This window comes from Amycolatopsis deserti, assembly GCF_014653945.1.
GTDB lineage: Bacteria > Actinomycetota > Actinomycetes > Mycobacteriales > Pseudonocardiaceae > Amycolatopsis_E > Amycolatopsis_E deserti.
Genome location: NZ_BNAU01000002.1, coordinates 817654 through 830616, shown reverse-complemented (window position 1 = coordinate 830616; position 12963 = coordinate 817654). Strand labels below are relative to the sequence as shown.

The window sequence follows — 12963 nt, the reverse complement described above, 5'->3', positions numbered from 1 at the left end:
GTGGCCCGATACTGCTTCTGCCTGCAGGTCAAACCCGAGCGGATGGCCGAGTACGCCGAGCGGCACCGCGCGGTGTGGCCGGAGATGCGGCAGGCGCTGACCGACACCGGATGGCGCAACTACTCGCTGTTCCTCCGGGATGACGGCCTGCTGATCGGCTACGTCGAGGCCGACGACCTGGCCGCCGCGCAGGCGGCCATGGCCCGCACCGAGGTCAACGCCCGCTGGCAGGCCGAGATGGCCGAGTTCTTCACCGGCCTGGAAGAGCGTGGACCCGACGAGGGGTTCCAGTTGCTCACCGAGGTCTTCCACCTGGAAGGAAAGTGATCCCGTTGTCCGACCTGACCGCCGTGAAAGAAGCCCTGCGGGCTCAGCGGATCGAGACGCCTTCGTGGGCCTACGCCAACTCCGGCACCCGCTTCAAGGTGTTCCCGCAGCCCGGGGTTCCCCGCACGCCGGAGGAGAAGATCGCCGACGCGGCGAAGGTGCACGAGCTGACCGGCATCGCGCCGAGCGTGGCCCTGCACATCCCGTGGGACCGGGTCGACGACTTCGGCGCGCTGGCGAAGTACGCCAATGACCTGGGCATCTCGATCGGCGCCATCAACACCAACGTCTTCCAGGACGAGGACTACAAGCTCGGCTCCGTCACCAACCCCGACCCGCGCATCCGCCGCAAGGCCACCGACCACCTGCTCGAGGCGATCGACATCATGGACGCCACGGGCAGCAAGGACCTGAAGTTCTGGTTCTCCGACGGCATCAACTACCCGGGCCAGGACGACCTGCGCACCCGGCAGGACCGGCTGGCCGCCGCGCTGCGCGAGGCCTACGACCGGCTCGGCGACGACCAGCGGATCCTGCTGGAGTACAAGCTGTTCGAGCCCGCCTTCTACGCCACCGACGTGCCGGACTGGGGCACCTCGTACGCGCACTGCGTCGAGCTGGGCCCGAAGGCCACGGTGTGCATCGACACCGGCCACCACGCGCCGGGCACCAACATCGAGTTCATCGTCGCGTTCCTGCTGCGCCAGGGCAAACTCGGCGCGTTCGACTTCAACTCGCGCTTCTACGCCGACGACGACCTGATGGCCGGCGCCGCCGACCCGTTCCAGCTCTTCCGCATCATGTGGGAGATCGTGCGCGCCGACGCGCTGGACCCGTCCTACGGCATCAACTTCATGCTGGACCAGTGCCACAACATCGAGGCGAAGATCCCGGCGATCATCCGCTCGGTGCTCAACGTGCAGGAGGCCACCGCGAAGGCCCTGCTGGTCGACAAGGACGCCCTGTTCGAAGCGCAGCAGAACGGGGACGTGCTCGGCGCCAACGCCGTGCTGATGGACGCCTACAACACCGACGTGCGGCCGCTGCTGGCCGAGCTGCGCGCGGAGTCCGGGCTGGACCCGGACCCGATCGCCGCCTACCACCGCAGCGGATACCAGGAACAGATCGTCGCCGAACGAGCCGACGGCCGGCAGGCCGGTTGGGGAGCCTGAACCACCATGACGAACAATCCCGCCGCCGAACTCATCCAGCGCAGCAACGCCCTGGGCGCCGACCCGCGCAACACCAACTACGCCGGGGGCAACACCTCGGCCAAGGGCAGCGAGACCGACCCGGTCACCGGGCAGCCGACGGAACTGTTGTGGGTCAAGGGTTCCGGGGGTGACCTGGGCACGCTGACCGAGGCCGGGCTGGCCGTGCTGCGGCTGGACCGCCTGCGCGCCCTGGTCGACGTGTACCCGGGGGTGGAGCGCGAGGACGAGATGGTCGCCGCGTTCGACTACTGCCTGCACGGCCGCGGCGGCGCCGCGCCGTCGATCGACACCGCCATGCACGGCCTGGTCGAGGCCACGCACGTGGACCACCTGCACCCGGACTCGGGCATCGCCCTGGCGACCGCGGCCGACGGCCCCGCGCTGACCAAGGAGTGCTTCGGCGACCGCGTGGTGTGGGTGGACTGGCGCCGCCCCGGGTTCCAGCTGGGCCTGGACATCGCCGCGGTGAAGAAGGCCAACCCGCAGGCCATCGGCGTGATCCTGGGCGGGCACGGCATCACCGCGTGGGGTGAGACGTCGGAGGAGTGTCAGCGCAACTCGCTGGAGATCATCCGGACCGCGGAGAAGTTCCTCGCCGAGCGGGGGAGCGCGGAGCCGTTCGGGCCGGTCGTGCCCGGGTTCGAGCCGCTGCCGGAGGAGGAGCGCCGGAAGCGGGCCGCCGCGCTCGCGCCGATGATCCGCGGTCTGGCGTCGACCGATCAGCGCCAGGTGGGCCACTACAACGACAGCGACGTGGTGCTGGAGTTCCTGTCCCGCGAGAAGCTGCAGCCGCTGGCCGCGCTCGGCACCTCGTGCCCGGACCACTTCCTGCGCACCAAGGTCCGCCCGCTCGTGGTCGACCTGCCCGCGACCGCGCCGCTGGAGGACGTCGTCGCGCGCCTGACGGAACTGCACGAGGCCTATCGGGAGGACTACCGCGCCTACTACGAGCGGCACGCCACCCCGGACAGCCCCGCGATGCGCGGCGCCGACCCGGCGATCGTGCTCGTGCCCGGCGTCGGCATGTTCTCCTTCGGCAAGGACAAGCAGACCGCGCGCGTGGCGGGTGAGTTCTACGTCAACGCGATCAACGTGATGCGCGGCGCGGAGGCGGTGTCCCGCTACGCGCCGATCCCGGAGAGCGAGAAGTTCCGCATCGAGTACTGGGCGCTGGAGGAGGCCAAGCTCCAGCGGATGCCGAAGCCGAAACCGCTGGCCGGGCGCGTCGCGCTGGTCACCGGCGCCGGGTCGGGGATCGGCCGCGCCATCGCCGAACGGCTGGCCGCCGAGGGCGCGTGCGTGGCGATCGCGGACCTCAACGCCGAGGCGGCTGAGGAGGTCGCGCGTGGGATCGGCTCGACCGACAAGGCCGTCTCCGTGGTGGCGAACGTGACCGACGCGTCCGCGGTCGCGGATGCGGTGGACGCGACCGTGCTCGCGTTCGGCGGTATCGACCTGGTGGTCAACAACGCCGGCCTGTCGATCTCCAAGCCGCTGCTGGAGACCACCGAGAAGGACTGGGACCTGCAGCACGACGTGATGGCCAAGGGCTCGTTCCTGGTCTCGCAGGCCGCGGCGAAGGCGATGATCGCTCAGGGACTCGGCGGCGACATCGTCTACATCTCGTCGAAGAACTCGGTGTTCGCCGGCCCGAACAACGTCGCCTACGGCGCGGCCAAGGCCGACCAGGCGCACCAGGTCCGGCTGCTGGCCGCCGAACTGGGCGAGCACGGCATCCGCGTCAACGGGGTCAACCCGGACGGTGTGGTGCGGGGTTCCGGCATCTTCGCCGGGGGCTGGGGCGCGCAGCGCGCCGCGGTCTACGGGGTGCCGGAGGAGGACCTGGGCAAGTTCTACGCCCAGCGCACCATCCTCAAGCGCGAGGTGCTGCCCGAGCACGTCGCCGCGGCGGTGTTCGCGCTCACCGGCGGCGACCTGACGCACACGACCGGCCTGCACGTGCCCGTGGACGCGGGTGTCGCGGCCGCTTTCCTCCGCTGAAGCAGGAAGGACTATGTGATGACCCTCGAGCGGATCACCCCGCGCCGCACCCGCGTCGGCCTGGTCGCCGGTGGCCTGGGCGCGTACTGGCCGCAGTTCCCGGAGCTGCTGCCGCAACTGCAGGCCTCCGCGCGGCGCGTGGCCGAGCGTCTGTCCGGAATGGACTGCGAGGTGGTGGACGCCGGGTTCGTCTCGGACGAGCGGGAGGGCGCGGCCGCGGCGGAGAAGCTGCGGGTCGCCGACTGCGACCTGATCATCGGCTTCCTCACCACGTACCTCACCTCCAGCATGCTCGCGCCGGTCGCGCAGCGCAGCGGCTCGCCGGTGCTGCTGCTCAACCTGCAGCCCACCGAGGCGATGGACCACGCGAACTTCGACACCGGGGCCTGGCTCGCCTACTGCGGGGCCTGCCCGCTGCCGGAGATGGCCAACGCCTTCCGCCGCGTCGGCGTCGAGTTCCGCTCGGTGTCCGGATACCTGGAGGACGAGCGGGCCTGGACCCGCGTCGAGCGCTGGATCAAGGCCGCCGGGGTGCGCGCCGCGTTCCGGCACGGGCGGCACGGCCTGCTCGGCCACCTCTACCCGGGCATGATGGACGTCTCGACCGACCCGACCCTGGTGACCGCGCAGCTCGGCGGGCACGTGGAGATCCTGGAGATCGACGACCTGCGGGTGCGGGTCGAGAAGGTCACCGACGACGAGACCAAGGCGCGGATGGACCTCGCCAAGGAGATCTTCGACCTGGACGACTCGGTCGTCGAGGAGGACTTCGCGTGGGGCGCGCGCGTCTCGGTGGCGCTGGACCGGCTGGTCGAGGACTTCTCGCTGGACTCGCTGGCCTACTACCACCGCGGCCTGGACGGCGAGACCCACGAACGGGTCGGCGCCGGGTTCATCCTCGGCGCGTCGCTGCTCACCGCGCGCGGCATCCCGGCGGCGGGGGAGTTCGAGCTGCGCAACTCGCTGGCGATGCTGGTGATGGACCGGCTCGGCGCGGGCGGTTCGTTCACCGAGCTGCAGGCGCTCAACTTCCGGGACAACGTGGTCGAGATGGGCCACGACGGCCCGGCGCACCTGGCGATCAGCGCGCGCCGGCCGCTGCTGCGCGGGCTCGGCGTCTACCACGGCAAGCGCGGCTGGGGCGTGTCCGTCGAGTTCGACGTCAAGCACGGCCCGGTCACCCTGCTCGGGCTCGGGCAGGAGCGGGACGGGCGGTTCACGCTCGTCGCGTCCGAGGGCGAGGTCGTGCCCGGCCCGCTGCTGGCGATCGGCAACACCACCTCTCGCGTCGACTTCGGCGGCAACCCGGGGGAGTGGACCGACGCGTGGTCGGCCGCGGGGGTCAACCACCATTGGGCGCTGGGCACCGGGCACCGCGTCCCGGAACTGGAGGCGGTGGCCGACCTGCTCGGCCTCGAACTGCGCGTGGTGCGGGTGTGATGCGACTGGCGGCCGTCGACCTGGGCGCCTCCAGCGGCCGCGTCATGGCCGGCACGGTCGGGCCGGGCGTGCTGTCGGTGGCGGAGGTGCACCGGTTCCCCAACGGGGGCGTCCGGGTCGCCCACGCGGGTGGATCGACCCTGCACTGGGACATCCTCGGCCTGTATCGCGAGCTGCTGACCGGGGTGCAGGCCGCGAATCAGGCCGGTGCGCTGGACGGTGTCGGCATAGACTCCTGGGCCGTGGACTACGGGTTGCTCGACGCCTCCGGGGCGCTGCTGGGCAACCCGGTCAACTACCGCGACGCGCGCACCGCGGGCGTGGCCGAGCGGGTGCTGGAGACGGTTCCGGCGCGCGAGCTGTTCGACGTCACCGGCCTGCAACAGCTGCCGTTCAACACGCTCTACCAGCTGCTGGCCGAGCGCGACCTGAGCGCCGCCGAGACCATGCTGCTCATCCCGGACCTGCTGAACTACTGGCTGACCGGGGTGCGGGGCGCCGAGCGCACCAACGCCTCCACCACGCAGCTCTACGACGTCCGCTCGCGGGAGTGGGCGGTGGGACTGGCCGAGCGGGTCGGCATCCCGCCGCGGCTGCTGCCGCCGTTGCGCGACCCGGGCACGGTGGTCGGCACGCTGCTGCCGGACCTGGCCGCCGAGCTGGCCCTGCCGGAGCTGCCGGTGGTCGCCGTCGGATCGCACGACACCGCGTCCGCGGTGGTCGGGGTGCCGGCCGAGCCGGGCACGAACTTCGCCTACATCTCCTCGGGCACCTGGTCGCTGGTCGGGCTGGAACTCGACGAGCCGGAGCTGGGCGACGCGGCGCTGGCGGCCAACTTCACCAACGAGGGCGGCGTCGACGGCACGATCCGGTTCCTGCGCAACGTGACGGGCCTGTGGGTGCTGTCGGAGTCGCTGCGGACCTGGGAGGCGCAGGGCACGCCGGTGTCGCTGCCCGCGGTGCTGGCGCAGGCCGCCTCCGTGCGTCCGTTGGCCGCGGTCGTGGACATCGACGCGCCGGTGTTCCTGCCGCCCGGCGACATGCCCTCGCGCATCCGGCAGGCGTGCGCGGAGACCGGTCAGCGCGTGCCGGAAACCCCCGGCGAGCTCGTCCGGTGCGTGCTGGACAGCCTCGCACTGGCCTATCGTCGGACTGTGCGCCAGGCATCGGAGCTGACCGGCAGACCGGTCGACGTCGTCCACGTGGTCGGCGGCGGGGTCCGCAACGAGCTGCTGTGCCAGCTCACCGCCGACGCCTGCGGCGTGCCGGTGCTGGCCGGGCCGGTCGAGGCCGCGGCGCTGGGCAACGTGCTGGTGCAGGCCCGGGCGCTGGGCGCGGACCTGCCGGACCTGGCCGCGATGCGCGCGCTGATCCGGGCCACGCACGAGCTGCGCCGCTACGAACCGTCCGGCCGCGAGGCCGACTGGGCGCGGGCGGCCGCGCGGATCGATCCGAAGGTGGTGGCATGAAGGTCGCCGTGCAGGTCACCTGCATCAACGACGCGATGTTCCCGGACACCGGCAAGGCGGTGTTCACGCTGCTGCGGCGGCTCGGCGTGGAGGCGGACTTCCCGGCCGCGCAGACCTGCTGCGCGCAGCCCATGGTCAACACCGGTTACCTTGACGAGGCCGTGCCGGTGGTGCGCAACTTCGTCGACGCCTTCGCCGGGTACGACGCGATCGTGACGCCGTCCGGGTCGTGCGCGGGCTCGGTGCGGCACCAGCACTCGATCGTGGCGCGCCGCAGCGGGGACGACCGGCTGACCGCGGCCGTGGCGGAGACCTCGCCGAAGGTGTACGAGCTGACCGAGTTCCTGGTCGACGTGCTCGGCGTGACCGACGTGGGCGCGTACTTCCCGCACCGCGTCACCTACCACCCGACCTGCCACTCGCTGCGGATGCTCGGCGTGGGCGACCGGCCGCTGCGGCTGCTGCGCGAGGTGCGCGGGCTCGACCTCGTGGAGCTGCCCGCGGCCGACGAGTGCTGCGGCTTCGGCGGCACGTTCGCGGTGAAGAACGCGGAAACCTCGACCGCGATGGGCGCGGACAAGGCGCGGCACGTGCTGGACACCGGCGCGGAGGTGCTGGTGGCCGGGGACAACTCGTGCCTGCTGCACATCGGCGGGCTGCTGTCCCGGCAGCGCACCGGGGTGCGCGTGATGCATCTGGCCGAAGTGCTCGCCGGGACGGAGAACTCATGAGCGCCACTTTCGTTGGTATGCCCGCTTTTCCGACGGCGGCGCGCGAGGCGTTGTCGGACACCCAGTTGCGCCGCAACCTCGCGCACGCCACCGGCACGATCCGCGCCAAGCGCGCGGCGGTCGTCGGCGAGGTGGACGAGTGGGAGGAGCTGCGCCTGGCCGGCGCGGCGATCAAGGACAACACGCTGCGCCACCTCGACGAGCACCTGCTGCGGCTGGAGAAGTCCCTGACCGAACGCGGCGCGACCGTGCACTGGGCGCGCGACGCGGCCGAGGCGTGCGAGATCGTCGCCGGGATCGCCAAGCAGCACGCGGTCGACGAGGTCGTCAAGGTCAAGTCGATGGCGACGCAGGAGATCGGGCTCAACGAAGCCCTCGCCGCCCGTGGCATCACGGCGTGGGAGACCGATCTGGCCGAGCTGATCGTGCAGCTCGGTGACGACCTGCCCTCGCACATCCTGGTGCCGGCGATCCACCGCAACCGTGCGGAGATCCGGGAGATCTTCCGGGACAAGATGGCCGCGGCCGGTCGCCCGGCGCCCGCGGACCTGTCCGACCGGCCCGCCGAACTCGCCGGGGCGGCGCGGCTGCACCTGCGGGAGAAGTTCCTGCGGGCGCGCATGGCCGTGTCCGGGGCGAACTTCGCGGTCGCCGAGACCGGGACGCTGGTCGTGGTCGAGTCCGAGGGCAACGGGCGGATGTGCCTGACCCTGCCCGAGGTGCTGGTGTCGGTGGTCGGCATCGAGAAGATCGTGCCGACCTGGTCCGATCTGGACGTGTTCCTGCAGCTGCTGCCGCGGTCGAGCACGGGGGAGCGGATGAACCCCTACACCTCGACCTGGTCGGGCGCCACCGAGGGCCAGGAGATGCACGTGGTGCTGCTGGACAACGGCCGCACCCGCGCGCTGGCCGACGAGGTGGGGCGGCAGGCGCTGCGCTGCATCCGGTGCTCGGCCTGCCTGAACGTGTGCCCGGTGTACGAGCGCACCGGCGGGCACGCCTACGGCTCGGTGTACCCGGGACCGATCGGCGCGATCCTGAACCCGCTGCTGCGCGGCACCGGCGTGGACGAGCAGGTCGACTCACTGCCCTACGCCTCCAGCCTCTGCGGGGCGTGTTTCGAGGCGTGCCCGGTGCGGATCGACATCCCCGAGGTGCTTGTGCACCTGCGGTCCAAAGTGGTCGATTCGCACCGGTCGGCGCCCAAGGCCGAGGCGGTGGCGATGAAGTCGGCGTCCTGGGTGCTGGCGGACTCGAAGCGCCTGGGCCTGGCCGAGCGCGGTATGGGTCTCGCGGGCCGGTTGCTCGGGCGGTTCGGGCGAAAGGTGTTGCCCGGCGGGCGGCGCGCGCTGGGACGGCTGCCGTGGCCGGGTTCGTTGTGGAGCAACGCGCGGGACGTGCCGGCGCCACCGGTGGAGTCGTTCCGCGCGTGGTGGCGGCGGGAGGGACGGCGATGAGCGCGCGGGAGGAAATCCTGGGCCGGGTGCGGTCGGCGCTGGCTTCGGCGGACCCGGCAGAGGCTCCAGTGCCCCGCGGCTACCGGTCGGTGGTGCCGCCGGGCGATGTGGTCGAGCTGTTCGCCGAGCGGCTGGTGGATTACCGCGCCGAGCTGACGCGGTGCACCGAGGACACGCTGCCCGCGGCGCTGTCTTCCGCGCTGGGCGGCGCGGCTTCGGTGCTGGTGCCGGACGGTTTCCCGTGGGAGGTGCCCGGCGCGGTGCCGGACACCGGGCAGTCCGCGGCGGAGCTGGACCGGCTGGACGCGGTGGTGACCCTGGCGGCGCTGGCGATCGCGACGACGGGCACCATCGTGCTCGACCACGGGCCGGGACAGGGGCGCCGGGCGGTGAGCCTGGTGCCGGACCGGCACGTGTGCGTGCTGCGGACGGACCAGATCGTGCCCGGCGTGCCGCAGGCCGTGGCCGCGTTGTCCCCGGACCGGCCGCAGACCTGGATCAGCGGCCCCAGCGCGACGAGCGACATCGAGCTGAACCGGGTCGAGGGCGTGCACGGGCCGCGCACGCTGCACGTGTTGCTGGTGTCGTCGTGACGACCGCGCAGCGCCCGGATACGTTGCCGCGGGCGGATCTGGACCTGCTGGAGCTGCTCGCGGACGGGCTGCCGCTGGACGCCATCGCCAGACGGCTGGACCTGTCGGAACGGACCGTGCGGCGGCGGGTGCGAGCGATTTGCGACCGTCTCGGCTTCGCCGCACCCATCCAGGCCGTGGTGTGGGCCGCCCGCCGCGGCCTCCTCTGACCCCAGCCCGACCGCGGAACTCGCGCGCCTGAACGGGGAACTCGCGCCCGCGGGCTCGGCGATCTCCTTACCACGCCCCAAATCCCCCGCGAGGGGGTTCCCTGGCGATCCACCTGGCCGGAATCGGACACCGATCTTGTTCCGAACGTGAAGTCCACGTAACGTTCTCTCAGGTTTTGAAACGATTCACCGTCGAATCAGCGGCCGTCTCCCCACCGGCCGAGGAGGAGCAGCACCGATGCGCTCTCGTTCTCGTCTCCGCAGAATCCTGATCCCGGTCACCGTCGCCGCGGCGCTGGTGTCCGGGGTCGCCCCACCGGGCGTCGCGCAGGGCGGGCTGGTCTCCGTCACCGATCTGCGCACCGCGCACCAGGACCGTCCACTCGGGACGGACGACACCACGCCCGTCCTGTCCTGGCAGAACACCGCCCAGGCGCGTCAGCGTGAGCAGTCCGCCTACCAGATCCAGGCGGCCACCTCACCCGAAGCCCTCGAACGCGGCGCCGACCTGTGGGACACCGGCCGTGTCGCGAGCGCCGACGTCGAAGCCACTTACGCCGGCAAGGCGCTCGCCAGCCGTCAGCGCGTGTACTGGCGCGTGCGCACCTGGTCCGGCCCCGCGCCCTCGGCGTGGAGTGAGCCGACCTGGTTCGAAACCGGCCTCACCGACCAGAAGGACTGGACGGCCGGCTGGGTCACCAACCACGACTGGCAGCTGAGCAGCAAGCCCGCGCGGCCGGTGGTCGTGACCCTGCCCGCGCGGACCGCGCGGTACGTCCGCCTCGACGTCACCAAGCTCGGCCTCCCGCTCGCCGAGCAGCCCATCGACAGCAACAACCGCCTGGTCACCACCGGCACCCCGCGCCGCTTCCCGGACCTGACCCACCGGCTGCAGCTCGCCGAGATGCAGGTGCGCGACTCCGCGAACCCGCCGGTGAACTTCGCCGCCGGGCGGGAAAAGTTCGTCACCGCCTCGGAGACCGAGACCGTCCGCAAGGAGTGGGAGCCCGGCCTGATCGCCGACGGCCTCACCACCTCCAACCCGGAGGAGGCGAGCAACGCCGGCTACCAGAGCGCCGCGCACGACAACCCGAACGCCCCGGTGTGGGTGACCATCGACCTCGGCGCCGACCGCACCTTCGACCAGGTCGTGCTCTACCCGCGCACCGACACCCTCACCGCCGACGGCAAGACCCCGAACTTCCCGGTCGACTACACGATCCAGACCGCGGCCGCCGCGACCGGACCGTTCACCGTGGCCGCGACGGTCAAGGACCAGCCGACGCCGGAGAACTGGCTGCCCGAAGCCCTGCCGTTGTTCGCGAAGGATTTCACCGTCCAGGGCAGCGTGAAGCAGGCCCGCCTCTACGTCAGCGGCCTCGGCGTGTACGTGCCGAGCCTCAACGGCGCCCGCGTCGGCGACGCCGTGCTCGAACCCGGCAACACCGACTACACCGACCGGGTCACCTACGCCGCCTACGACGTCACCGGCCAGATCCGCGGCGGCGGCAACACGATCGGCATCGCGGTCGGCAACGGCACCGCGGACGCGCTGCACACCTCCGGCCGCTACCGCAAGTTCGCCCGCACCGCCAGCGACCCGCAGGTGATCGCGCAGCTCGAACTGACCATGGCCGACGGCAGCGTCCAGCGCATCGGCACGGACTCGAGCTGGCGCACCGCGCTCGGCCCGACGACGGCGTCCAACTGGTACGGCGGCGAGGACTACGACGCCCGCCGCGAGATCCCGGGCTGGGACGCGCCGGGGGCGGACCGCGCCGTCTGGACCCCGGTCACCGCCGTCGCCCCGCCCGCGCCCACCACCAAGCTCACCGCGCGCAGCGGCGAGCCGGTCCGCGTCGTCGAGCAGCTGCCCGGCGCCGAGATGTCCCGCCCTGCGCCCGGCGTGCGGGTGTTCGACCTCGGCCGCAACATCGCCGGCATCCCGCAGATCACGCTGACCGCCCCCGCCGGCACCACGGTCCGCGTCTTCCCGGCCGAGGCGCTGCGCAACGGGCGCGTCGACCAGTCGAAGTCCAACGTCGGCGCGCCGATCTGGGACAGCTTCACCGGCAAGGGCGGCACCCAGACCTGGCACCCCGAGTTCTCCTACCACGGCTTCCGCTACCTGGAGGTCGTCGGCGTCCCGGACGGCGCGCAGCTGTCGGTCACCGGCCTGCGCACCATGGCGGACAACGACTCCGCGGGCGAATTCAGCACGTCCGACGACATCGTCAACGGCATCCACCGGCTCACCCGGCACGCGCTGGAGAACAACATGCAGAGCGTGCTCACCGACTGCCCGAGCCGGGAGAAGCTGGGCTGGCTGGAGCAGGACCACCTGGCGTTCGACACGATCGCCCGCAACTACGACGTCGAGGTCTACCTCGGCAAGATCGTCCAGGACATCGCCGACGGCCAGGAGGCCTCCGGCATGGTGCCCAGCACCGTCCCGGACTACGTGACGCTGGCCGGCAGCTACCGCGACGACCCGAACTGGGGCGGCGCGCTGGTGCTGCTGCCGCTCAAGGCCTACCGCACCTACGGTGACACCGAGCTGCTGCAGACCTACTACCCGGCGATGCGGCGCTATCTGTCCTATCTGGAGGGACAGACCGCGCGTTGGATCGACGGCGGGGTCTACGACTACAGCCTCGGCGACTGGATCACCACCGAGAAGCCGGTGATGCCGCGCGCGATCACCGGCACGTTCGGGGTGTGGGCCATCGCCGACGGGCTCGCGCAGGTCGCCCAGGCCCTCGGCCACGACGCCGACGCGGCCGCCTACCGCGCCCGCGCCGACGACCTCGCCCGGAAGGTGTGGGCGAAGTACTACGACCCGGCCACCGGCCTGTTCGGCGGCGGCGGTCAGGGCGCGACCGCGCTGGCGCTGGACATGGGCGCGGTGCCGGCGGACCTGCGGGCCGCGCAGGTGCAGCACCTGGTGGACAGCATCCAGGCCACCGGCTGGCACCTGATCATGGGCGAGATCTCGTTCCCGTCCGTGCTGCGCGTGCTGTCCGAGGCCGGGCGCGACGACGTCGTCTACCTGATCGCGACCCAGACCACCAGTCCCAGCCTGGGTTTCCAGGTCAAGGCCGGGCTGACCGCGCTCGGCGAAACCTGGGACGGCGGCAGCGGCCAGTCGCAGGACCACTTCATGCTCGGCGCGATGGACGGCTGGCTGCAGACGCGGCTGACCGGCATCGAGCAGACGGCCGACTCGGTCGGGTTCCGGCGCCTGCTGATCGACCCGGCCGTCGTCGGCGACCTGACCTCGGCCACCGGCCGGTACGAGAGCACCTACGGCGAGGTCCGCACGTCCTGGACCAGGACCGACGGCGAGTACCGGCTGGATGTCACCGTGCCGGTGGGCGCCACGGCCGAGGTGCACGTGCCCTTCGCCGGTCACCTCCCGGTCGCCGACGGCGCCCGCTTCGTCCGCGTGGACGGCGCCGAGGCGGTCTTCGAGGTCGGCTCCGGTTCCTGGACCTTCCGCTCGCGCGTGGCCTGAGAGGACAC

The 12963-nt window shown here is 72.0% G+C and carries 10 protein-coding genes; all 10 read left to right on the top strand.

Annotated features, from left to right (window positions below; all coding sequences use genetic code 11):
* The 10 genes from IE290_RS12400 (at position 1) to IE290_RS12355 (ending at position 12955) form a co-directional block, all read left to right on the top strand.
* The gene (locus tag IE290_RS12400; RefSeq protein WP_191244689.1) at positions 1 to 327 is read left to right on the top strand and encodes an L-rhamnose mutarotase; all 327 of its coding nucleotides are present in this window, start codon (positions 1 to 3) and stop codon (positions 325 to 327) included.
* Positions 324 to 1499, top strand: a complete 1176-nt coding sequence (gene rhaI, locus IE290_RS12395) for an L-rhamnose isomerase (RefSeq protein WP_191244688.1) — start codon at positions 324 to 326, stop codon at positions 1497 to 1499. Before IE290_RS12400 ends, rhaI begins: the two co-directional genes overlap by 4 nt.
* 6 nt (positions 1500 to 1505) lie before the next feature.
* Positions 1506 to 3542: a bifunctional aldolase/short-chain dehydrogenase gene (locus IE290_RS12390; RefSeq protein WP_191244687.1), complete on the top strand. Its 2037-nt coding sequence runs from the start codon at positions 1506 to 1508 to the stop codon at positions 3540 to 3542.
* Positions 3543 to 3560: 18 nt separating this feature from the next.
* A complete protein-coding gene (locus IE290_RS12385) occupies positions 3561 to 4982 on the top strand; it encodes an L-fucose/L-arabinose isomerase family protein (RefSeq protein WP_191244686.1) in 1422 nt (473 codons plus the stop codon).
* Complete coding sequence (locus IE290_RS12380; protein WP_191245143.1) at positions 4982 to 6451, top strand: rhamnulokinase; 1470 nt, start codon at positions 4982 to 4984, stop codon at positions 6449 to 6451. Before IE290_RS12385 ends, IE290_RS12380 begins: the two co-directional genes overlap by 1 nt.
* Positions 6448 to 7182 (top strand): (Fe-S)-binding protein, encoded by a 735-nt coding sequence (locus tag IE290_RS12375; RefSeq protein ID WP_191244685.1) that lies wholly within the window; start codon positions 6448 to 6450, stop codon positions 7180 to 7182. The genes IE290_RS12380 and IE290_RS12375 overlap by 4 nt, the downstream gene beginning before the upstream one ends.
* 17 nt (positions 7183 to 7199) lie before the next feature.
* Positions 7200 to 8639 (top strand): lactate utilization protein B, encoded by a 1440-nt coding sequence (locus IE290_RS12370; RefSeq protein WP_229874432.1) that lies wholly within the window; start codon positions 7200 to 7202, stop codon positions 8637 to 8639.
* Positions 8636 to 9232: a LutC/YkgG family protein gene (locus IE290_RS12365; RefSeq protein ID WP_191244683.1), complete on the top strand. Its 597-nt coding sequence runs from the start codon at positions 8636 to 8638 to the stop codon at positions 9230 to 9232. Before IE290_RS12370 ends, IE290_RS12365 begins: the two co-directional genes overlap by 4 nt.
* Positions 9229 to 9441 carry a helix-turn-helix domain-containing protein gene (locus tag IE290_RS12360; protein WP_191244682.1) on the top strand — a complete coding sequence of 71 codons (213 nt, stop codon included), beginning with the start codon at positions 9229 to 9231 and terminating at the stop codon, positions 9439 to 9441. The genes IE290_RS12365 and IE290_RS12360 overlap by 4 nt, the downstream gene beginning before the upstream one ends.
* 238 nt (positions 9442 to 9679) lie before the next feature.
* Complete coding sequence (locus IE290_RS12355; RefSeq protein WP_191244681.1) at positions 9680 to 12955, top strand: family 78 glycoside hydrolase catalytic domain; 3276 nt, start codon at positions 9680 to 9682, stop codon at positions 12953 to 12955.
* Positions 12956 to 12963 lie beyond the last annotated feature (8 nt).

Excerpts from the sequence above, each read along its gene's own strand:
- IE290_RS12355 (WP_191244681.1), top strand. The coding sequence starts at position 9,680 with ATGCGCTCTCGTTCTCGTCTCCGCAGAATCCTGATCCCGGTCACCGTC.
- IE290_RS12375 (WP_191244685.1), top strand. The coding sequence starts at position 6,448 with ATGAAGGTCGCCGTGCAGGTCACCTGCATCAACGACGCGATGTTCCCG.
- IE290_RS12380 (WP_191245143.1), top strand. The coding sequence starts at position 4,982 with ATGCGACTGGCGGCCGTCGACCTGGGCGCCTCCAGCGGCCGCGTCATG.
- IE290_RS12365 (WP_191244683.1), top strand. The coding sequence starts at position 8,636 with ATGAGCGCGCGGGAGGAAATCCTGGGCCGGGTGCGGTCGGCGCTGGCT.
- IE290_RS12385 (WP_191244686.1), top strand. The coding sequence starts at position 3,561 with ATGACCCTCGAGCGGATCACCCCGCGCCGCACCCGCGTCGGCCTGGTC.
- IE290_RS12370 (WP_229874432.1), top strand. The coding sequence starts at position 7,200 with ATGCCCGCTTTTCCGACGGCGGCGCGCGAGGCGTTGTCGGACACCCAG.
- IE290_RS12390 (WP_191244687.1), top strand. The coding sequence starts at position 1,506 with ATGACGAACAATCCCGCCGCCGAACTCATCCAGCGCAGCAACGCCCTG.